This window comes from Mucilaginibacter gossypiicola (assembly GCF_900110105.1).
In the GTDB taxonomy this organism is placed as follows: Bacteria; Bacteroidota; Bacteroidia; order Sphingobacteriales; family Sphingobacteriaceae; genus Mucilaginibacter; species Mucilaginibacter gossypiicola.
This window is the reverse complement of record NZ_FOCL01000007.1, coordinates 110575-133450: the sequence shown is the minus strand read 5'-3', so window position 1 is coordinate 133450 and position 22876 is coordinate 110575. Positions and strand designations below refer to the sequence as shown.

13 protein-coding genes are annotated in these 22876 nt (G+C 42.7%); 7 read left to right on the top strand and 6 right to left on the bottom strand.

The annotated features are described in order from the left end of the window. Nucleotides 1–21: 21 nt before the first annotated feature. The 4 genes from BMX50_RS22345 to BMX50_RS22330 form a co-directional block, all read right to left on the bottom strand. Entirely contained in the window at nucleotides 22–972 is a 951-nt protein-coding gene (locus tag BMX50_RS22345) for a heme-binding domain-containing protein (protein WP_091214176.1), read from the bottom strand. Nucleotides 973–1035: 63 nt separating this feature from the next. Beyond that, the gene (locus tag BMX50_RS22340; RefSeq protein ID WP_208864768.1) at nucleotides 1036–2088 is read right to left on the bottom strand and encodes an alpha/beta hydrolase; all 1053 of its coding nucleotides are present in this window, start codon (nucleotides 2086–2088) and stop codon (nucleotides 1036–1038) included. A gap of 127 nt (nucleotides 2089–2215) precedes the next feature. After that, entirely contained in the window at nucleotides 2216–3631 is a 1416-nt protein-coding gene (locus tag BMX50_RS22335; RefSeq protein WP_091214173.1) for an aldehyde dehydrogenase family protein, read from the bottom strand. 230 nt (nucleotides 3632–3861) lie between these two features. Continuing rightward, entirely contained in the window at nucleotides 3862–4776 is a 915-nt protein-coding gene (locus tag BMX50_RS22330) for an alpha/beta fold hydrolase (RefSeq protein ID WP_091214169.1), read from the bottom strand. Between the two features lie 367 nt (nucleotides 4777–5143). On the opposite strand from BMX50_RS22330, the gene BMX50_RS22325 reads away from it, so the two are divergent. The 6 genes from BMX50_RS22325 (at nucleotide 5144) to BMX50_RS22300 (ending at nucleotide 12435) form a co-directional block, all read left to right on the top strand. Beyond that, a complete protein-coding gene (locus tag BMX50_RS22325; RefSeq protein ID WP_091214147.1) occupies nucleotides 5144–6097 on the top strand; it encodes an alpha/beta fold hydrolase in 954 nt (317 codons plus the stop codon). Between the two features lie 242 nt (nucleotides 6098–6339). Continuing rightward, nucleotides 6340–8430 carry a hypothetical protein gene (locus tag BMX50_RS22320; RefSeq protein WP_091214144.1) on the top strand — a complete coding sequence of 697 codons (2091 nt, stop codon included), beginning with the start codon at nucleotides 6340–6342 and terminating at the stop codon, nucleotides 8428–8430. A 148-nt stretch (nucleotides 8431–8578) separates the two neighbouring features. Next, nucleotides 8579–9049 (top strand): RNA polymerase sigma factor, encoded by a 471-nt coding sequence (locus BMX50_RS22315; protein WP_091214139.1) that lies wholly within the window; start codon nucleotides 8579–8581, stop codon nucleotides 9047–9049. Beyond that, nucleotides 9039–9635 (top strand): hypothetical protein, encoded by a 597-nt coding sequence (locus tag BMX50_RS22310; protein WP_091214136.1) that lies wholly within the window; start codon nucleotides 9039–9041, stop codon nucleotides 9633–9635. Before BMX50_RS22315 ends, BMX50_RS22310 begins: the two co-directional genes overlap by 11 nt. A 169-nt stretch (nucleotides 9636–9804) precedes the next feature. Then, nucleotides 9805–10788 carry a family 43 glycosylhydrolase gene (locus tag BMX50_RS22305; RefSeq protein WP_091214113.1) on the top strand — a complete coding sequence of 328 codons (984 nt, stop codon included), beginning with the start codon at nucleotides 9805–9807 and terminating at the stop codon, nucleotides 10786–10788. A 144-nt stretch (nucleotides 10789–10932) separates the two neighbouring features. Next, complete coding sequence (locus BMX50_RS22300) at nucleotides 10933–12435, top strand: family 43 glycosylhydrolase (RefSeq protein ID WP_091214110.1); 1503 nt, start codon at nucleotides 10933–10935, stop codon at nucleotides 12433–12435. Between the two features lie 150 nt (nucleotides 12436–12585). On the opposite strand, the gene BMX50_RS22295 is transcribed toward BMX50_RS22300, so the two are convergent. Further along, nucleotides 12586–14742 carry a GH92 family glycosyl hydrolase gene (locus BMX50_RS22295; protein ID WP_091214106.1) on the bottom strand — a complete coding sequence of 719 codons (2157 nt, stop codon included), beginning with the start codon at nucleotides 14740–14742 and terminating at the stop codon, nucleotides 12586–12588. Nucleotides 14743–14847: 105 nt separating this feature from the next. Next, nucleotides 14848–19014, bottom strand: coding sequence for a response regulator (locus BMX50_RS22290; RefSeq protein ID WP_091214101.1), 4167 nt, complete (start codon nucleotides 19012–19014; stop codon nucleotides 14848–14850). A gap of 649 nt (nucleotides 19015–19663) precedes the next feature. Here BMX50_RS22290 and BMX50_RS22285 point away from each other — a divergent pair. Next, nucleotides 19664–22873, top strand: a complete 3210-nt coding sequence (locus tag BMX50_RS22285) for a SusC/RagA family TonB-linked outer membrane protein (protein WP_091214097.1) — start codon at nucleotides 19664–19666, stop codon at nucleotides 22871–22873. The last annotated feature ends 3 nt before the right edge of the window (nucleotides 22874–22876 follow it).

Sequence of the window (22876 nt, the reverse complement as noted above, 5' to 3'; positions counted from 1 at the left end):
TCAGTTTACGGCTTAGTGAATTTATTTAGTGGGAACGTTAAAGACAAAATCGCTCCCGGGAGCCAATAACCTGTGGCAATTGATACAAGTCCTGTCAAAGATTGCTGTCTTTCCATATGGTTTTAGTCCCAGGCCATCAAACTTTGCAAATCCCCAGCCTTCGGTTGCAGCGTATTTCCTGCTATCCTTTACCATAATCTGCACATTCTGAAAATTACCCGGTCTTACAATGCCGTCGCTGTCCTGTTGCTGTTTGCCCCAAACAGCTTTAACCATTTTTGATCCGTCCGGAAAAGGCATCTTTTTTGATTTAATGGCATTGTACATAATGTCATTGGCATATACTACACGCATGCTTCCCCCATCATATTTATCGGTGATGCTGATGATCTTCCAGTTCTTATAATCAGGATAGTAAGGAACGCCATTTATCGAAACAGGAATTCGGGATAGTTTTTCATTAGCCGGCCTTGAAGCAAGGGTAGCAGGCCTGATAATCCGGGCTGTATCAACCTTATGCCTTCCGGGCAAAGTATTAACGTACTTTTTAAGTATGGCAAGATCCGAAGCAGATACCCGTGAACCGCTATGCAGCATGCAATAACTGTTAAGGGGCATCTTCCCCTGCTCTATCGCATTAACTATTTCCCATAATAACAGTTCCTGCACAACAGGCGGGTTCTTGTCCCATTCAGAAAAATTAAGTCGCGCGCGGCCTTCGCTTATATTATGGGCAACAAGAAAAGAGACCGGCGCGATTCGCCCATACCAGCGCGGATTTGATGCATTAGAGTGACAATCATAACAGGATTGCTTCAAGATCCGGGTAACCTCCTCCGGAGCAGATATCTCCTTTGTAAGAGGCGGATTAACAACTACCGGCGATGCAAACTGGAGCGGCACAAAAGCTACTATCAGCACGCCAACAATTGAAAGCACGCGTCGGAAAGCAGTTGAAGGCGTTTTTTTCATAAAACAATATTTTCTATCTTCTTACTAAGGTTCCTACCGGGCGATATATAAACCAGCGGCAGGTTATTTGGCTAAATTGTCAACCTCTACAATTGCATCTGCAAAAGCCTGCGGGGCTTCCTGCGGTAAATCATGACCAATACCCCCGTTGATGGTGTGGTGTACGTACTTGCCTTTAAATTTATTAGCATATTGCGAAGGATCAGGATGCGGAGCACCATTGGCATCACCCTCAAGGGTCACCGTTGGCACCAAAATAGCGGGAGCCGCAGCAAGTTTCTTTTCAAGCGCATCATATTTGGCTTCGCCCTGGGTGAGGCCTAATCTCCAGCGATAATTATCAATGACTACTTTAACGTGATCCGGGTTATCAAAAGCCTTGGCAGCCAGCTCATAGGTTGCATCGCTGAAGTTCCATTTTGGAGAGGCCAATTGCCAGATCAGCTTATTGAATGCTGCGGTATTGGCAGCATATCCGGCAGCCCCCCGGTCTGTTGCAAAGTAAAATTGATACCACCATGCAAATTCGGCTTTTGGAGGGAGCGGCGCTTTATTTCCGGCCTGGCTTCCGATCAGATAGCCACTTACAGAAACCAGTCCTTTAACCCTTTCCGGCCAGATGGCTGCGATGATATCGGCAGTACGTGCCCCCCAGTCATATCCGCCAAGGATTGCTTTTTTAATTTTAAGGGCATCCATAAAGGCTAAGATGTCTTCAGCAACTACAGCCTGTTGACCGTTACGTTTTGTTGAGGCAGAAAGAAATGTTGTTGTACCATAACCACGCAAGTACGGCACAAATACATGGTACCCTTTTGCCGCAAGAATATTGGTAACCTCACTATAACTTGATATATCATATGGCCAGCCATGCAGAAGTATTACTGCTTCTCCGCTGGCAGGGCCGGCTTCAACATATCCTACATTTAATAACCCGGCCTTTATTTGTTTTACCGGCCCAAACTGTGTACTCGTCACAGCATTGGTGGTGTCAGATTTTCCTGAAAGGTGCCCGCCCGCATGTGCAGTACCTAAACTTAGTAGCGGCAAGGCTACAAGAAACAATTTCATTTTGGCCAACAGGCCGTTTCCTTTTCTCAATGGTAAATTGTTCATAGTATTATGATGTTTGAATTATTTATTGAAGCTAAAGTAGGGGCATCAACAACCTTTCGGGATTGGCATTCGTTGAATGGGCAAATACAGTCGTTTATTGCCCCTGGCTTCTGTTAAACAGTTAATTTTATTTGATCAGCGTTTTAGCTTCCAGAAATTCTTCCAGACCTATAACACCGTTTTCGCGGCCAATTCCTGAATTTTTATAGCCACCGAACGGAGCCATAGGATCATGCTTTAGGGTATTGACAAGCACCCTGCCCGCTTTGAGTTGACGGGCAACATTTTCTGCGTGTGCTTCATTGTCAGAGCTAACGTAAGCCATCAATCCATATACAGAATTATTTGCTATTTCAATCGCTTCCTCTTCATTGCTATAAGTAATCACCGACAGCACCGGCCCAAAGATTTCTTCGCGTGCAATAGCCATTTCGTTATTTACTTTAACAAAGATTGTTGGTTTTACATAATAACCTTCGTTTAAACCTTCCGGACGGCCTAAACCACCTACAAGAAGCTCTGCTCCCTCACTAATTCCGGTTTGAATATATTGTTGGATACGATCATATTGTTTTTGGCTTGCAAGAGGCCCGATTTTAACATCGGCTAACGACGGATTACCAACAATAAACTTCGCAGCTTCATGGATAAGCAAATCCTTGACTTCGCCAAATTTTGATTCCGGCACCAGTAACCTTGTTCCGGCGATACAAGCCTGGCCGTTGTTCATGAATCCGGCCTGCAGGGCCATAGGAATAGCTTTGGTAAAATCCGCGTCTTCCAGCAAAATATTGGCCGATTTTCCGCCGAGCTCCAGAGTTACCCGTTTCATGGTATCAACGGCCTGCTTCGCCAGTATCTTACCAACTAAAGTTGAGCCGGTAAACGAAATTTTGGTAACATCAGCACTTTCCATTATTGGCTTGGTAATAACTGCACCATTGCCATTAACCATGTTAACAACGCCATCCGGCAAGCCGGCAGCAGCTATGCATTCCATAATAATTTCGGCCTGCCATGATCCAAATTCGCTCGGTTTAAGAATTATTGTACAACCGGCAGCCAATGCAGCGGCAACTTTGATAGCAATTGATCCGGCTACAGCATTCCAGGGAGTAAATAGCGCAGCTACCCCTACCGGTTCCATAATAACCGTTGATTCATTTACCTGCTTTGAAAATGAATATTTCTGAAGCATCTCCGCCTGATTGGCGAAAGTTGTAGCCGCAATCAGGTTAGCCCATTTCGCTCTTTCACCAGGGGCGCCATACTCTAAAGTTGTAGCAATGATGAGGTCGTCTATCCGTTTTTCAATTTCAATACTAATATTCTTCAGATACTCGACACGCTCGTTTATAGTGCTTTTACTATAATCAGGCAACGCAGCTTTTGCTGCACTAATGGCAGTTAAGGTATCTTGTTCATCAGCATAAACAATTTGAGCTATTTCTTTCCCGTCAAGCGGCGAAACGATACTTACCATTTCGCTACCATGAGGCTCAGTGAACTTTCCGTTTACATAAACACTTTTTATCGTTTTCATAATTAATTTATCAGGAAGATTATGATACGAAGTTGCTATTCCTGTAAAGAAAAGTATAACACTTTCAACGCAGGACAGACAAAATGCCTGCTGAGTCAGACATTAGGCGTTCTGAGGTATTAATGAGCAAGGCCGGAGCGTAACTCCGGCCTTGCATTTTATATAAAGCAGTAATAACAGCCATACCTACCCTAATGGCAATAAGCTTATCGGTAAATACTATTATTATTTCATGATTTCTGCAATTGCTGTTCGCCAAACCAAATTTCACACTGGGCATAAAATTCGGCAGGTTGTTCAATCCATGGCATATGACCGCAATTGCCGATAACGGCCAGTTTTGAACCAGGAATATTTGCGCGGATCCTGGCGGCCTGCGATACAGGATCGCAAATAAAGTCATCATCGCCAACAATTATCAATACAGGTACGGTGATTCGGTGCAATTCTCCAAGTAAGTTTTTTCCCTGGAACCCATTTGAATTTACGTATCCGAAAACTGTGTCATTCAGGTCGAGGTTTTGAAAGGTTTTCGCTGCAAGCGCAGGATCATGAAAATAAAATCCGCCCATAATCCCAATGATCTCTTCCAGGGTACGCGGCGTTTTATCTGTTCCCATTCCCGTCATGAATGCTGTTGCCTTTTCATAATATTCTGGATTTTCGAGGTAAAAAGGTTCGGTCTTTTTCTTCATGATCCTTTTCATCATTTCTTCAGCGCGCAGTTCATCTGTAGCGGCAATCGCATCTATGGCTATAATTCCTGAAAGATGCTCACTATGCTGAATTCCATACTCAAGTACCTGGTGGCCTCCTCCCGAATGACCGGCTATGTAGATTTTTGATTGTCCAAGATAGATCCGGAGGGCATCTATATCAGCTATAAAGTTATCGAGCGCATACTGTGTACTGTCTTCCGGCCCGGTCGACTTTCCGCTGTGCCTGGTATCAAAATATACCATGGTAAAATATTGTTCAAAAAGCGGCAACGGCATAATATAATTTACCGATGGCCCCCAGCCGGGTGAAGGAAGCAGCAATACCGGACCATTACCGGCCACATAATAATGTATGATAATATTGTTCACTTCTGCAAAGTGTTCGCCTTCAGCAAGGCGATTTTGATTGATGGTTTTTGTTGTCATATGATATCAAAGGTGTCTGAGAGGTTCTTGTCGTCCGTCAAACCCGGACTATTACAAGAATTGTAATGGTTGCAAAATTCACCACTGCAAAATGAACCACCAATCACCTAATTCGGGGACGTTACCAGTAAATAATAGTTAGCTTATATCGTCTTTTTTGGTGACTCTCTAAACCAGGAACGACCGATACTTTTGCTCCGGTCAAATATTAAGAACTATGAAATATCAAAAATTTACAGTCCCAGGTTCGACCGCGGAATTTGCCTGCTTCAGGATCCAATTTGTATAGTTCACAAAGTTGTGCGTAGGCGAGGCCACGCTGAAAAATACTTTTGCAGTGTCAATTAAGACATAAAACTATCTATTTATGAAAGACAACACTCTTTTAGGGCTTACAAAACAACTTATCGCCTTAGCCCTCCTCGTTCTCACTATCGCATCCTGCAAAAAAGATAACGAGCCGGGTAAAGGAACAACAGCTGCTATTATTGATTATCACCAAACCGCCCCTACTAAATTCATTGATGTAGCCGGAAGTGCCTATGCATACCGGGTTCTGGGAGATAAGGATGGCATTCCCCTTGTCATGTTATCGGCATTGGGAGGTTCAATGGATGATTGGGACCCCGCGATCACCAATGGCCTTGCTCAGAAATATAAAGTGATCATATTTGATAACCAGGGTGTTGGATTATCCAAAGGCACCACGCCGGATAATATCACCGCAATGGCCAACGATGCCGCTAATTTCATTAAGGCCTTAGGTTACACCAAAGTTAACGTAATGGGTTTCTCTATGGGAAGTTTTATCAGCCAGCAACTGGTATTAGATCACCCCACGCTTGTTAATAAAATTATCCTGACCGGAACCGGGCCCAAAGGAAGTGAGGGCCTTTCAAACCTACCTAATTTATTAGCTGCCGCCGCAGGCTTAAGCCCCGAAGAAAGCCTGTTACGTTTTGCTTTCACAAGTTCGGCAAAGAGCATTGAGGCCGGGAAAGAATCTTATGCCAGAACACAAAAACGCACTGTTGACCGGGACCTGCCCGTAAACGCACAAAGTGGCGGAGCTCAACTTACAGCGGTTTTGGGCTGGGCACAACCCTATCCAAATGCCTTTAACGAGCTAAAAACAATAACTCAACCCGTATTAATAGCCCAGGGGCAGGAAGATATACCCGTACCGGTAATTAATGCTACAAACCTGTATAAGAATATCCCGAACGCCAGCCTGATCACCTACCCTGATGCCGGACACGCTGCAGTTTTTCAGTATCATGATGAGTTTGTGCAGGCAGCTACAAATTTCCTTTCAAAATAAGTTGGTTTGATTTAAATGCCGGTATAGCGGTACCTGTGCGCCCTGTTAAAGAGGTCATGTTCAAGAAAGGGGCACAAACCGCCGCCAGGTTACAAAAAGCCATATCTTTTTGTGCCTGGCGCCGGTATTTATATGCCGCCAATTGCCCCTTCTCCGGGAAAAAGCTCTTGCAAGGTTGTCTTTTTATAAAGGCTGTATTGCTAAAATATCTTATCTTAACATCTTAGTTTTAGATAGATACTATGCCTCCTAAAATTCTGTTATTGCTGCTCTTATTTTTCTGTCCGGCAATAGTTATTAGTCAGGTCTCTTCCATACAGTTAAAGTTTGAAAACGGCCAGGTAAAAAGTAGTTTTAAAAGCGCCAACGGTACAAAAACTTTTATACTGGATGCTGTTATACCTACAACTTATCAAAGCTCAAATATCCAATTGGTATCTTCAGATAGTACAGGAATAGTTGTAAGAAAACAACTTACTTATTTTAACCATACATGTGATTTAACCAGCACCGTAAAAAAAACCGGCTATGGGTTGCAATGGGATATCGAAATCACCGCAAAAGATACCGGTAGCTGGACGGCCCCTATCGAAACTTCATTACAATGGATGCACCAGGACTCGGCGTTGTTTTGGACAACCTGGGCTGATAATCACACCGCTCTCAAAACAGATACCTGGCATGATCCGTTTTCACCTGCACATTTTCAGGATCTGGCATTAACATATGGCGGCGAAACACACCTTTCTCGTAATGCTTTTGTGATACCCATAGCCAGCACTTTTTTTAATAAGGATAACCTTGGGTTAAGCTTTCTCCAATCGCTGGATGATACTATCCTCGATTTGGAAATGCATACTACTGCGGATGGGAAATTAGCTTACCGGCATATTAACCATCGAATAAATTCAAAACACAGCATTCACATCCGCCATCAGATCGTTTTGCATGAGGCCGACTGGCGCGATGGTATAGCCTGGATGGCGAAAAACTACAAAGCCTATTTTTTCCCCGAGGAGCCAATAGCCAATGATATCGCTGGTTGCGCCGCATATTCATCCTACGAAGGAGAATTAGATACAGCCAAATATCGTAAAATGGCTTTTAGTATAAACTGGAAGGCATCGCTGGATTTTCCTTATATGGGTATGTTTATCCCACCCGTTAAAAGCAAAGACGAAAAATGGGTAAAATACAAACAGAGAGGCGTACAGGTAGATGATGGCTACACTACCATAAACCAGCTGAACAAATACTCCGGGCACTTAAATCAACTTGGGTTTCATACCATTAGCTATTTTAATGTAAATGAATTTGGTAATGGTATGGTTTACCCTTATAAAACCACTGCTGTTGCCGATGATTCGCTTTGGAAAAACCCCAATAACTTTGTTTACACCAAACTAAAAAAAGCTTTTTTGAAGCCAGCAGGTTTACTGCCCGATTGGGATGACCGGCCATTGTTTTCGAACTGGGAGGATTGCATAGTACTTGATCCGGCAGATTCGGTATATAAATCATTTTTACTAAACCAGGCTTCGCTGCATATAAAAAATATTCCTGCCTCATCGGGCATATGTATTGACAGGCTTGATTGGATGCGATTTTACAACGCCAATGGCGACGACCACATCAGCATGGTAGACCGGCAGAAAACACAATCATTGCTTATATCCTGGAAAAATTTGATGGATCCCTTAAGCCGGATAATGCATAATGCACACAAAGTTATTTTTTGTAACCCACTTGACCGGCGGATAGATCTGATGGCACATATCGACGGAATTTATGACGAGTTTGGCTACATGGCCTCCAGCTTAAACCTGTGCGCGCAAATGGCATTTTTTAAACCGATTATAGCGTGGACTGCATCCAAGGAGAACCTAATGCCCGATCCAGATGCCTATTTTCAGCGGCATTTATACCTTGGTGCTTTCCTCACAGCTCCATATCCTGGCAATGACCATTGTATACAGCCGGATGCTTGGGCCGAAAAATATTACACAGATTACGGGCCTCTGCTATCGGCAATAAAAGGACGAGAGTGGCTTCTTATCCCCCATATAGTGCAAGTAATTGACGGACCGGCAAAAGCTAACGCCTTTAAAGGAAATGGCAAAGTGATTATACCGATAGTGTTAGGCGGGAGCACAAGCAAAGTACCAGTTATTGTCAGGTTGCCGTTTGCTGAACTAAACAAGAAAAAACTTCAAATAAAAGTATTATACCCCGGCGAAACTAAATGGAAGCCACTCAAAAACACAGCATATACCAAAACCCTGGAATTAAACGTGCCTATGAAAAGAGGCTGTGCCCTCATCAGTATTATTTAGAATACTGCATTTGATGTTATTGTTTCGGGCTGCCTGTCATTAATTTCTTTCTGTTTAAACCTGAAATAATAAATACGCCTCCCAATTCCGATAAAATAAATTTAAAATCCGGGTGTAGCATTATTGCGTGGGTGGTATCTAATAGCAAATGGTATTCGAGGATATTTATAAAGCTTATTGGAATAAAGTTTACCGAATCTGCATGGGATTCGTTAATAACCATGATCTGGCGAAAGACCTAACGCAGGATACTTTTTTAAGCATTTGGCAGCAACTTCCAAAATTCAGGCACGAAGCGGCCATTGGTACCTGGATATTTCGCATAGCAACAAACAATTGTTTACGACAGATTACAGTTATCAATCGCATGCCGCGCGCCGAGATGCCTGAACACCTTTTAGACCATATTGAACCTGACCGGGAACCCCAGGTACGGTTCTTATATAAATGTATCGGCGAACTCCCGGAAACCGATCGCCTGATCATTTCTCTTGAACTCGAAGATGTGAAACAGGCCGATATTGCAAAAATCATTGGGCTCAGTCCAACAAATATCAGGGTAAAGGTTCACCGTATTAAAGAAAAACTGGCCCAAAAATTCGAAAACTATGAAGAATGATAATGATCTAAAAACCTTGTGGAATAAAGGCGGATCGAACGAAGTTCCGGATGTAAAGGAACTGTTTAAAAAAGCCGGCAACATGAGAAAAGCGGCGCGCATCAGGCTAATTGTTCAAAGCCTGGTGCTGTTAATGTCCACAGGAATTATGTTGGTAGTCGGATTGAATATTAATAACAGGCAACTAACAACCACTATAGGTGCATGGCTCATGATAATGGCTATGGTCATTTACCTTGTTGTTTCGAACCAGCTGTTACCCATGCTTTTCAAAAGTGATGCTGGAATGAGCAATAAAGAGTTTCTTAACCAGTTAATACGCATTAAGCGGAAGAATGAGTTTTTAGACCGCGTGCTGGTACATATCTACTTCGGCCTGTTGATTATTGGCATGTTGTTGTACTTGCTGCAGTTTTTAAGGGACCAGAGTGTTTTGAAGGCGATATTTTGTTCAGTCATTTTCATTTGCCTTGCAGTTGCCTGGTATTATTCAAAAAACCGGGAGTCTAAGAAGATGCAAAGCATGATGAACCAAACCATAAAACACCTTCAGGCAGTTAATGAACAACTGCGGGATGGTAATTAATATTTGCTCACGATAAGCACGTGCCTGCTTTTCGAAGGATAAACACTTCGTGTCATTATTTGAAAAGCCAGTATCAAAATTGAGCTGTGAATGCCCCTAAAGCGCAACTATTAGCATAACCGGCAACTACGTATTACCTAACAATAGCCACGGCGATTAAATTTGCGGTATGAAACCAATTATAAACCTGCTTTTTGTATTGATATTGGGTATTGCACCGGCATTAGCTCAACAACCTAAAATGATGTTCGGTGATACCACAGCCCTCGGTCGCCCGTTTTCAAAAGACCCAATGGTGATTAAGTTTAAAGGTCGTTACCTGATGTATTACTCTGTTCATATGCCGGTAAAAAATGATGGTGACGGTATGCAGGGCTGGCAAATAGGTATTGCAACAAGCAACGACCTTTTTAACTGGAAACGTATTGGCGAAATAGCGCCTGAAGCCGCTTATGAAAAACAGGGATTGTGCGCACCGGGAGCTATCATCCGAAACGATACTATACACCTATTTTATCAAACGTATGGTAACGGGCCTAAAGATGCCATCTGTCATGCCACATCAACCGATGGCTTACATTTTACCCGGGATGCGTCAAACCCTGTATTTCGCCCAACCGGCCGATGGACTAATGGCCGGGCCATAGATGCAGAAGTACACCTGTTTAACAACCAATACTTTTTATACTTTGCCACCCGCGATTCAAGCGGACGCATACAGCAGCAAGGGGTAGCCGTAACCAGCGCTAAAAGCAGCTTTGACCGAAGCAGTTGGAAGCAAGCAGCCGACAAATCTATCCTCTATCCGCAATTGCCATGGGAAGGCATGTGCGTTGAAGGGGCGAGTATCATCACCCATAACAAAAAACTGTATATGTTTTATGCCGGTAGCTATAATAATGCACCGCAGCAAATTGGCGTTGCTGTAAGTACCGACGGCATTAACTGGAATCGCCTGTCTAACCAGCCCTTCCTCAAAAATGGCAAGCCGGGCGAATGGAACAGCAGCGAATCGGGGCACCCCGGCATTTTTCAGGATACTGATGGCAAAACCTGGCTATTTTACCAGGGCAATAATGATAACGGGCACACCTGGTACCTGTCAAACCTGCCCATAGGCTGGAAAACAGACGGGCCATATTTAATAAAATAATTTTGATTGATACCACGTAAAAAGGGCGGCCAGCAGGCCGCCCTTTTTTGTAATCAGACATTTCGCTACCGGAAAACAAAAATCGGTTTAGCAGTACTTTAATAGCGGATAATAACGATATTGCCGTTCCAAAAACCATTTATAATGAAATTAATAACCTTTCGCTTTTTAACCTGCATGCTTCTATGGGGTATGGTAAACCAATGCGCCGCCCAAACTACTACCTCTGTAATAGCCGGCGATTTTCCGGACCCTACGGTGATAGCAACCTCCAAAGGTTATTATGCAGCCGGAACATCATCTGAATGGGCACCTCATTACCCAGTTTATCATTCAACCAACCTGAAAGACTGGAAACAGGTGGGGTATGTTTTTGACAAAGCACCCGAGTGGACAGCGGGATCATTTTGGGCGCCTGAATATTATCACATCAATAAAACCTACTACATATACTACACCGCCAGACGAAAATCAGATCGTGTATCCTGCATTGGCGTAGCAACCTCAAATTACCCTGATCATGGCTTTGTAGACCGCGGAATTATCATAGATCACGGAAAAGAAGCTATCGACCCCTTTGTTTATAATGACAATGGCCAGTTGTATATTTCGTTTAAAGCTTATGGCCTGGACAATCGCCCTATCGAGCTCCTGGCTTGTAAACTATCTGCAGATGGCTTGAAAGCCGAAGGAGAAATGTTCTCCCTCCTTAAAGATGACAAGGGCAAAGGCATGGAAGGACAAAGTATATTAAAACACGGTAAATATTATTACCTGTTTTATTCGGCCGGAGGTTGCTGTGGTATACGTTGCAGCTACCATATTAAAGTAGCAAGAGCTACCAGTTTTGCCGGCCCATACGAAAAAAATGAAAGCGAAGAATTACTAAAACCCGCGCCGGGCTGGAAATGCAGTGGTCATGGAACGTTTGTAAAAAACGCAGCAGGCCAATACTATTATCTGTGTCATGCCTACAATGAACGCAGCGAAACACTCACCGGACGCGAAGGTATGTTATCAACACTTACGTGGTCGAAAAATAATAGTTGGCCTGCCATGAAAATGGTAGCTATCTCCCGCCCTCTTCCTAATATACATGATAATTTTACCACAAATAAGCCCGCACCCTATTGGCAATATGATTATCATAACTCCACTCCTGTTGTAAAACAAGGTAATGGAAAGTTAAGTTTATCGGGGACGGTATCCGAAAAAAATAATGCCGGTATTATATATGGCGTACGCCCCGTATCTGATAACTTCGACATGACTACAACTGTATCCGATAGTAATGAAGCTATTAAAGGCCTGGCATTTTATGGCGATGCCAACGCCGCTTTGGGGGTAGGTACTTCGGGCAAACAGGTTAAATTATGGGTAGTTAAGGATGGGCGCTTTAATGTGATTGACTCTGTAGCATTAACTTCTGATACGCCTGTAAAATTAAAACTAAGCATGGCACCAGACAGAACATGCAAAGCCTATTATAGTGTAAAAGATCAGGATTGGAAAGAAATGTATGCCGGTAAAAATATCCCGGTAGACGCTTTACCGCAATGGGACCGCGCACAGCGAATAGGCTTGTTTTTTAAAGGAAAAGCAACTGAAAGCGCTCAATTCAGCAGTTTTGATATTGTAAATAAATAACACATCACATTCAAATTACGTGCTGACATATTGGTGGTGATTGGCAATCCGGAGCTTAATTAACGTCGCCTTCTTTTCTTTTTTATGGCAAAATAAAGAGGCCGCATTTTTTAATAATGCGGCCTCTTTTACATAATTAAAACGATATTATTAATTAGTAACAACAGTTATTTTACCACCTGTTTTAAACAAATCGTGAGATACAAAATAGCCATTATTTATTTTTCCGTTTACCCGAACTGAGGTAACGCCCCTGCCTTTTCCGGGCTTACTGATGGTTAATGTTTTGCCGTTACTGGTTGTCCATTTCACTTCATCAAACAACGGGGCTGTAACAATGTATTTTGGATCGGTTGCCGAAAACGGATACAAACCCAAAGCGCTGAAAACGTACCATGACGACATCTCGCCGGCATCATCCATCCCACTGAGTTCCAGACCCTCATTACCAATACCATACAGGTTATTTAAAATATAATCGATTATCTTTTGTGATTTTGCCGGTTTATTAATAAAAATATAGGCAAACGGAGCTTCATGATCGGGTTGGTTACCCTGGCAGTATTGGCCTATCATTGTTTCCACATTACGGGCAATATAATTAGGGTTCCAGGGCAGCGTAAATAACGAATCGAGCTTTGATTCAAAGCCTTTCGGCCCGCCATAAAGCTTAATCAGCCCCGGCATATCATGTGGTGCAAAAAAGGATACCTGCCAGGCATTAGCTTCGCGGTACATGTATTCGTAATATGGATGCTGAGGATCAAAATTCTTAATCCATTCACCGTTTTCCAGTCTGCCCCTCATAAAGCGGGTAGAGGGATCAAACATGTTTTTATAGTTTTTTGAACGCGCCATTAAAATGCGGTAATTGGCGGTATCGCCTAATTTTTTGGCTATCTGCGCTACCGAATAATCATCATACGAGTATTCCAATGTTTTTGAAACACCAGCTTTGGCTTTGGTTTCTACCTCGGGTTTGGCGATATCGGGATCAGAGATATATCCTTTCTGAATATACTCGGTGATATATGGACGCGGGCCACCTTCAACGTTGGCGTTTCTTAAAAGCAATTTATAAGTACCTTCAACATCAAAATTATCGATCCCCCTCAGGTAGGCCCCTGCTATAGACGAAGCCCCATGATCACCGTGGAAAAACGTAGGAATAAAGCCGGTTTTATCACCAACATCTTTTAATGATTTAATAACATCAAGCGTTACATCGGGCGTAATTAAGCCCAGCAGCACATCTTTATTGCGATAAGTATCCCATAACGATGGTTCGGTATAGTACCTTGCCCCCGTTTTCACAACATTTCTTTTGGCATCGGTAAATTCGCCGTTCACATCGCTGCGCAAAGCCGGCCACAAAAACGAACGGTACAAACAGGAATAAAACATGCGTTTTTGTTTTTCCGTACCACCTTTAACCTGTATGGTTGATAATAATTTTTCCCAGGTTTGCGATGCCTCGCTACGGATCATATCGAAGCTTCTATTACCGATCTCTTTCTCCAGGTTCTCCTTAGCGTTTTTCTCGCTTACAAACGAAAGCCCAATTTTAAGTTCAACAGGGGCTGTACCTCCGTCGGCTAAATACAACATCGCATGTCCGCTGCGCAGCCCGTCGTCTGTTTTTTCTAATTTGTTTATTTGGGTGTTTAGTTCAGCATAAAAATAAACGTTTTCGCCGCCCTGAAAACCTTGTACGGCGTTCGGGGCCACCTGTTCTATACGCCAGGTTGATACCCTGCTATTGGCTTTGCCCAGGTCAAAAAGTATTTGCCGGTTGGTGTTATTTTTAAATTCATATTTATGGTAGCCGCTTCTTAGGGTCGAGGTCAGGCTCACATTTACCTGGTAATCGTCAAGATATACCTGATAAAAGCCAGGTGCCGAGCTTTCTTTTTTATGCGAAAATTTTGAACCGAATTTGTTTCCCTGCGGATTAGATACCGGCAGAATAGGAATATTACACAGATTCCAGTGACCTTTATTGGTATGGGTAAAGCCATAAATTACCGTGTCTTCGTATTGGTAGCCTGCCCCTGAACCATAAGCTGTAATGGGACTTAATTGCACCATAGCATTTGGCAACGAACTGCCCGGAAAGGTAAGCCCTGCCCACGACCGCCATCCTTTAGGTAGCTCATAACCCAGAATCTTAGGATCATTGAGCGGCGCGGTACCTATGAAAGTGTTTACATACTTAGTGTACAACGGTTGGGTTTGCGCATTTGCCGCGTTCACCGTAAAAAAAATCAATAATGTTAAGCTGATCAGGATTTTAATTGGTTTATTCATTGATAGGTTTTGTTAGCACTGCAAGTTACCTGCTAAATTGATTCAGCGCAATGCTAATCATACAATTTTATTGACAATATGTTCCTTTTTAATAATTGACACCCGTTATGACTGAGCTTTCCTCAACGATTGCATGAATTGCAGCGGCGATTTACCGTACTCTTTTTTAAATGCCCTTGAAAAGTTCGAATTGCTTTGAAGACCTATCCTATCGGCCACCTCGTTCATTGACACATCCTCGTGGGTCATAATGTGGATAGCGCGCTTGAGCCTCACGGTACGGATAAATTCACCGACCGACTGATCGGAGATTCCCTTAATTTTTTGATAAAGCTTGGTACGGCTAATGAACAAATGCCTGCACAAAAAATCAACATCAAGGTTCAAATCCTGTATATTATCTTCAATGATGTTGATCAGCTTTTGAAAAAACTCTTTATCCTTTTCCGTGTGCACAAGTTCTGTGGCTTCTGACAGGTAGTTTTTGGAATACCGTTGTTTCAGTTTTTCGGCCTGTTCAAATATATTGCTAACTGTTAGCAGCAACAGATCTATACTTAATGGCTTAGCAAAATAAAAATCAGCGCCCGACTCCATTCCTTCAATTTTGGTATCCAGGGTATCTTTTGCCGATAATATCACAAAAGGGATATGGCTGGTTTCAAACTGCTCTTTAAGCAATTTACAAAGTTCAATTCCATTCATACCAGGCATCATTACGTCGCTGATAATCAGGTCGGGCATTTTTTCGGTAGCAATCTCAAAACCTTGTTTTCCATCTTCGGCTTCGTGAACCAAATAATATTTTTCAAACGCGTGTTTTAAAAATGCGCGCAATTCGGGGTTGTCTTCAACTAATAGCAGGTGTTTGCGATTTTTTTCCGGCAGATGATTTTCAGCAGGTTCCATGTCCGGCAATTGAATCTGCATAGCATTATCAATAACTTCCAGTTGCGCTACTACGCCTGCGCCTGCTGCTTTTTCTGCAGCATCGTAATTCTCTTCTCCCCATGGTATGCCTATAATAATCTCCGTTCCCTTATATCGCTCGCTATAAACATAAATATCCCCTTTGTGCAATTGAGTGAGACTTTTAACCATCGCTAAACCTACACCCGATCCCAAATGATTTTTGCTTATCCGGTAATACCGGTCAAAAATTCGGGTAATAGAATCGCCGGAAATGCCTATCCCGGTATCGGCAACCCTGAAATAGACATATTTTTTTGCGCGGTGATCCTTATTCAAAAGTTCAAACCCGGTATTAAAAGATGGCTTAAACTGTTCTATATCAAAAAAGACATCGAAAGATACCTGACCACCGGCATTAGTATATTTAAATGAATTATTTAACAGGTTAAAAAGGATCTTCTCGAGCACCTGAACATCGAACGGGGCTTGATCTGAAGCTGTCATCTGCGCTTCGGTATAATCGTTAATTTCAAAAATAATGCTTTTACTAACGGCAAGATTTTGAAATTCCCAGGTTATGTCTTTGCAAAACTGACTGATCTGCAGCGGCTGAACCTGGAGCTTAATGATGCTGTCTGCTACTTTTTTAAAGTTCATCAGTTCACTAATCAGGTTCATTAACCGCTTAGCGTTCCGGTACATCAATTGGTACGAATAATCAAGCGCAGGGTTTTTATTTTGCCCAATGAGGCTTTCGAGCGGGCCGAGTATTAACGTCAAAGGTGTACGGAACTCATGCGAAACATTGGTAAAAAACATCAACTGCTGCTGATAAAGTTCTTCGCGCTGCTGGTGCATTTCTTCACGTTTGTTTTCATTAATGGCACGCACCTCCATTTCCCGTTTAAGCCGGTACCACCTGGCCTGGTAAATATAAATACCCGCTAAGCCCGACAGAAACAGTATGAAGTAAATCAATTTGGCAAAACCCGATTTCCACCATGGCGGAATTACCGTAATAGTCATTGCTGCTTTACTTTCACTCCAGATACCATCGTTGTTAGTGGCCTCAACCACAAATTTATAACTGGCATAATCGAGGTTGCTATAGGCTGCGGTGGGATTTTTCCCATCGGTATATTTCCAATCCTTATCAAAACCGTTAAGCTTGTAGCGGTATTTGCATTTTAAAGGATTGGCAAAATGCATAGATGAAAATGCAATAACGAAATTATTTTGCAGGTAATTAAGCGTTAACTGATTACAATAACCAATAGCCTGCGGGATTGCATTTTTTGTTGAATCGGGGTTGGTGTAAACCGGCCGCAGATTATTGATCAGTATATCGGTAAAAACAGGCCGCGCGGTTATTTTATTAGCTTTGATCTGATCGGGATAAAAATAATTCAGCCCTTTTATCCCGCCAAAGTATAATCGCCCGTCGTCTCCTTTATAGGATGCGCCCACTTTAAAACTGTTGCCCTGAAGTCCGTCGTTTTTGTCATAGCGGATCAGTTTACCGGTGGCCGGATTAAAACATTCCAAACCGTTACCACCCATCCAAATATTTCCGGCATGATCTATTTCAAGGCTTTCAACATCGTTAAAAATCCCATAACTACCTGCATAGGTGCTGATGGCATATGAATCGTTTTTTTCATGTAGTACTAACTTATTCAAACCGCCGCCAATGGTGCCTACCCAGTAGGTACTGTCGTTTTGTTTATCTATAGGATAAGTATAATCTGAACTTAACGAGTTGGGATTTGAGGATGACGCGTTATAAGAGAAACTTTTAACGATATTCCCCTCCTTGTCAATGATCATCCGTTTTAAACCATGGATACTTGAAACAAGCAATTGCGGCCGGTTTTTATCGGCAAAAATAAAATAACCTTCACCGTAATATTTTATCCGGTAACGGTTTTGTGCATCTTTCAAAATCACCCCCAAATGATCCTGATGATTGCCGAACCAAATATTACCATAATAGTCCCGGGCAAAGCAATCCACAACATGAGTTGGGAAAAGTTCCGATCCGGCCGGTTTCCATAGGGTCCCGTCCGGTTTCAGGATATCGATGCCGCTGGAGCTGCCAATCCATAGGTTATGGTCATTGTCAAACGTTAAAGCAGTTACAGCATCATTTTTTATCCTTACCGAAGAATTGTAGGTATTATAATAGGTGAATCTCTGTGTTTTTAAATTGTACCGGTTCAATCCGTTGGCAGTGGTACCAATCCAGATATCGTCGCCACTGGCCAATACGGATCGAATATGATTACCGGCCAATGAGTTAGCTATTTCCGGATTATGTTGAAGGGTGTAAAAAAGCTTTTCGTTTAAATCACAATAGTTAACACCGCCTCCAAAAGTGCAGATCCACAGGCAATCTGTACGATCAATAAAGATCTTACTCAGCGAGTTTGAGTTTAAGCCATGAGGAGAGCTTTTATCATTTACCACCTGGATAAACCTGAGCTGATTGTCGAGCCGCAGAACTGCACTTGGTACATTTATCCAATAATCTCCGCGGCTGCTGCGAACCACTCCCTTTATATCTGAATAACCGGTACACACAAACCGGCTGCCTGCTGTAAACACACCGCGTTGCTCGTTTATCAGCAATAACTCATTTTTAGCCGAAACCATCAGGTTTCCAACATTGTCAATAAACACATGTGAAAGCTCCTGCGTAGCAAGTCCTTTAATATCAATCTTATGCAGCACCTGTTTTTTATCAAGCAGCCAGATGCCCATATTGCCTGATAAATAAAGGGTTCCAGATTTATCAGCTGTAATATCTGTAACGCGGATACCGGCAGGCATGTTTAATTTTTGCGGCTCAATCTTATTTCCCTTAACCTTGAATAGCTTAAACTGGCTTCCTGTAAACACATACAGAAAATCGCCGGATGGTTTAATTACCTTTTCAAAACTTGTTCTTGAACCCGTAGTTTCAGTAAAATCGGTATATTTTTCCTGCCGGGTATTAAAACACTGCAAGCCGCCCTCAGTACTTAGCCAAATATTGTCCTGATCATCAGGATAAAGGGAAATCAGCCTGTTTTTAAAGGCATTATTGAGTGGAACATTGCTGTTATAAAACTTCTTAACCGAGTAACCGTCGTACCGGTCAAGGCCAAAAAAGGTGGCCACCCATATATACCCCTGCTTATCCTGCACAATATAATTGGCATCCGTGTGTGACAAGCCCTCATCCACCGTCAGATAATTGAATTTATAAGGATATGGTTGGGCACAGGCAATAGATGTAACTATACAGTTAAAAAAAATAAAGACATATAGCGCTTTTGCGTTTAGGCCTTTATTTAACCCAAAGAGGTTTTTGATGCTCATTTATATTGCTATCGGTTTTGGATTTAAAAATACTGCAAAGAATATTTATCCGGCTTAAGTGAATAGCGGTTACTCTAAATAGTATATATCAGTTTTAAAATTGGTTTACCATAGCATGCACAAATCCCCGCTTAAAGCATTGGTTTAAACATTATACGCTACGCTATAACAAAAATGAATTTTCTATACCGGATAATATAATATCCTCAATTCAAAATGCACAATTTGACAATAAAAATGTACAATTTGACAATTGGCTTTTTTAACCTATCTGTCGACACTTTTCGTTTGCCGTAACCCGCCCAATCTTCATTTTTTGCAATTTCAAACAGCTGTCCCCCTGTCGGCCCTACTTTATCTGATTATTAATAAATGCACTTTCTGCCAATAAATATGCATGATTTGGTAACCTCCCGCCCCTGATTAAACAAGTTATTTGTTGCCACCAATTAACGCAACAAACAAATATTCAAATCAATGCAAGCCACAACACGTGTTTGTGGGCAACGCATGGATTTGATAGTGCACTATTTAAACCAGCAATTAAACCATCCAATAACCCTCAAAAAACCAATGAAAGTAAAAACCAGACATCAACTTTTAACCAATTCAAATCAACCTCTCATTATGTGCAACTAAAAGTTTAATTATGAAAAAGACTTTACTTAAAAAGTATCTTAACATTAGCAAGTCCCGGTTTTACCTGGGCGGCATAGTCCTCTTATTTGTTTCAGGTTTCAGCTCCGCTGCTCCTGTAAAAAGCTCGGCCTATAAAATTGCAGGCGCTGCTAAGGGCAATAAAGAAAACGCATCCACTGTAAAAGGCCAGGTTATTGACCGGGTAACAGGTCAAACAATCCCCGGGGTTTCCGTAAAGATCAAAGGATCTACAGGCGGTACTGTTACCGATATCAACGGTAACTTCACAATACAGGCAGCAGACAACGCTGTACTGGTGTTTACATACCTTGGTTACGACTCGCTTGATGTGCCCGTTGACGGCCAGGCCGTGTTACATGTAAGGCTGCAGCCGGCAGCAAAAAACCTCAACGAGGTGATAGTTGTTGGTTACGGTGCTCAGAAAAAAACCTCATCTACCGCCGCCGTTTCAACCATTAACACTACCGAAATAGCGCAAAAACCGGTTGTTAATTTAACAAACAGCCTGGTGGGGCGTGCTTCGGGCCTGATTGTAACGCAAGGCAGCGGCGAGCCTGGCTTTGATGCATCCAACATTCAAATCAGGGGACAGGGGTCATTTAACCGTTCGGCGGCCCTGCTCATTGTTGATGGAGTTCCGCGGGATTTTAGTCGCCTGGACCCTAATACAATAGCCAGCTTCACGGTATTAAAAGACGCGGCTGCAGTTGCGCCCTATGGTGTAGCGGGTGCAAACGGTGTAATTTTGGTAACCACCAAACAGGGCCGTTCAGGAAAAGCCAGCTTAACTTATAATGGTTATGTTGGTTTTCAAAATCCAACTTTTATACCACAATATACTAATTCATACCAGTACGCGCTGATGCGTAACGAGGCCAACGCCAATGACGCAGCTGATGCAGGTACCCAATATGTTCCTTTTGCTACCGATGATGACCTGCAAAAATATAAGGATCATTCAGATCTGGATGTACATGGTGACAGCGATCCGCTGCATGATATTATCCTAAAAAACCGCCTGATTACAGCTCATAACATCACACTGTCGGGCGGTAGTGACGATATCAGGTATTTTGCATCGGTTGGATATACCCACCAGGATGGTATGTGGAGCACCACTTATCTCAACAAATACAACGGATCGTTAAACCTAACAGCCAACGCAACTAAAAGCACTACAGTAAACTTTTCGGTAAACAGCTATGTGGAGGATGGGCACTACCCCGGTACCGGCGCAGGAAGTATTTTAGACCAGGCCGAAAGAACGGCACCTTACACTCCGGTTTATTTCACCAATGGTTTATGGGGCGGTTACATTGGCCAGTCACTGGTAGGTGAAATTTACCATAGTGGTTATGATATTAACGAAAACTCGGCTTTATTGTCGCAGCTATCTATCGATCAAAAACTGCCTGTTAAAGGTTTAAGTATTAAAGGCGTTATCAGCTACGATAGTGGGCCGGAGCCGTTATTTAATACCCAAACATCGTTTCAACGTTCGTACCGCACACCTATCCCCTTTTACAGCGTAGCCGATAAAAATAAAAAACCATACACTTTTGTACAAAGCATACAAGGTAGCCAGTACCCAACTTTTTCAGAAACTTACAACCAAACGCATTCTATAACTGCACAGGGATTATTGAATTACTCAGGTTCATTTGGTAAAAACGATATCACCGGCTTATTGGTAGTTGAAAACCGCACGGTGAAATACAAAACCTTTTCGGCCAAAAAGATCAATTACAACCTTGATATCGATGAGCTTGATTTTGGCGGCCCCGCCCCTTCTGATGCTACCAACTCGGGACATTCCGACGGGCAAAAGCAGATAGGCTATGTTTACCGTTTAGGGTATGCCTATGATAAAAAATACCTGTTCGAAGCAACGGGCAGGTATGACGGCAGTTACCTTTTTGCGCCTGATCATCGTTGGGGCTTCTTCCCGGCATTCTCTGCCGGATGGCGTATTTCTGAAGAGAAATTCATCAAAAATAATTTTGATTGGATCGATAACCTAAAGCTTAGGGGTTCATGGGGCCAATCCGGTGCTTATCCGGCAAGTGGCGGTAATATCCTTACCTATCAATATCTAAGTCCTTACAAAATTTCGTCAAGTTCGGCTGTTTTGAACAATACCACTACGCAGGGCGTTTACGAAGGCTTGCAGGGGAACCCTGATATTACCTGGGAAAAAGCGACAAAGATCGACGTTGGTTTAGAGGCTACTTTATGGAATGGCGCATTGGGTTTTGAGGTTGATTACTTTTCAGAAAAACGTTCAAACCTGTTGGCTCAGATTGCGGCATCACTTCCACCCGAATACGGCGTTGGTTTAGGGTTAGTAAATGGCGCCAATATGCAAAACCATGGTATTGATGTAACCATTACGAGCTCAAAAAGCTTCAGTAAAGATTTACGCCTGGATATTAAAGGGACCTTCACATTTGCACGCAACAAACTGGTTAAGGTTTATGAAGATGCAGGAACTTACGCCAACCCAAACACCCGCCGTACCGGCAGGCCTAATGGCACTCAATTTGGCTTACAGGCATTGGGTTACTTCACACCTGCCGATTTTCAGGCTGACGGAAAGACGCTAAAAGCGGGTATTCCTGTTCCGCAGTTTGGTGATGTACGCCCCGGCGATTTAAGATATGCCGATTTGAACGGCGACGGCAAAATAAATGGCAACGACCAAACCGTGATCGGTCACCCGAATACTCCGGAAATTATTTATGGTTTGGAACCGCGCCTTACTTATAAAAACTTTGATGTAGACCTGTTAATCCAGGGATCGGGCAACAGTAACATCCAGCTTAACAACTACTTCGTATGGCCTTTCCAGGCATCGGGTTCGGCAACCGAACTTACTTATAAAGACCATTGGACCCCTTCAAATACAGATGCCTTGTACCCGCGTCTTTATGGCACACCTAAATCAAATAACACGCAATCATCAAGCTGGTGGATCAGGAATAACTCGTATCTACGCTTAAGAAGCTTTGAATTGGGTTATACTTTTTCAAGCAGGCTGCTTGGTAAAGCCATGCGTTCGTTAAGGGTTTATGCTGCCGGCCAAAACGTGTTTACCTGGACACCATCAGTAAAAGAAACTATTGACCCTGAAAACAGCGGAAACAATGAAAATTATTTCCAACAGCGTGTGCTTTCAATAGGAGTTAATGCAACATTTTAAAAT

Excerpts from the sequence above, each read along its gene's own strand:
- BMX50_RS22345 (WP_091214176.1), bottom strand. The coding sequence starts at position 972 with ATGAAAAAAACGCCTTCAACTGCTTTCCGACGCGTGCTTTCAATTGTT.
- BMX50_RS22340 (WP_208864768.1), bottom strand. The coding sequence starts at position 2,088 with ATGAACAATTTACCATTGAGAAAAGGAAACGGCCTGTTGGCCAAAATG.
- BMX50_RS22335 (WP_091214173.1), bottom strand. The coding sequence starts at position 3,631 with ATGAAAACGATAAAAAGTGTTTATGTAAACGGAAAGTTCACTGAGCCT.
- BMX50_RS22330 (WP_091214169.1), bottom strand. The coding sequence starts at position 4,776 with ATGACAACAAAAACCATCAATCAAAATCGCCTTGCTGAAGGCGAACAC.
- BMX50_RS22325 (WP_091214147.1), top strand. The coding sequence starts at position 5,144 with ATGAAAGACAACACTCTTTTAGGGCTTACAAAACAACTTATCGCCTTA.
- BMX50_RS22320 (WP_091214144.1), top strand. The coding sequence starts at position 6,340 with ATGCCTCCTAAAATTCTGTTATTGCTGCTCTTATTTTTCTGTCCGGCA.
- BMX50_RS22315 (WP_091214139.1), top strand. The coding sequence starts at position 8,579 with ATGGTATTCGAGGATATTTATAAAGCTTATTGGAATAAAGTTTACCGA.
- BMX50_RS22310 (WP_091214136.1), top strand. The coding sequence starts at position 9,039 with ATGAAGAATGATAATGATCTAAAAACCTTGTGGAATAAAGGCGGATCG.
- BMX50_RS22305 (WP_091214113.1), top strand. The coding sequence starts at position 9,805 with ATGAAACCAATTATAAACCTGCTTTTTGTATTGATATTGGGTATTGCA.
- BMX50_RS22300 (WP_091214110.1), top strand. The coding sequence starts at position 10,933 with ATGAAATTAATAACCTTTCGCTTTTTAACCTGCATGCTTCTATGGGGT.
- BMX50_RS22295 (WP_091214106.1), bottom strand. The coding sequence starts at position 14,742 with ATGAATAAACCAATTAAAATCCTGATCAGCTTAACATTATTGATTTTT.
- BMX50_RS22290 (WP_091214101.1), bottom strand. The coding sequence starts at position 19,014 with ATGAGCATCAAAAACCTCTTTGGGTTAAATAAAGGCCTAAACGCAAAA.
- BMX50_RS22285 (WP_091214097.1), top strand. The coding sequence starts at position 19,664 with ATGAAAAAGACTTTACTTAAAAAGTATCTTAACATTAGCAAGTCCCGG.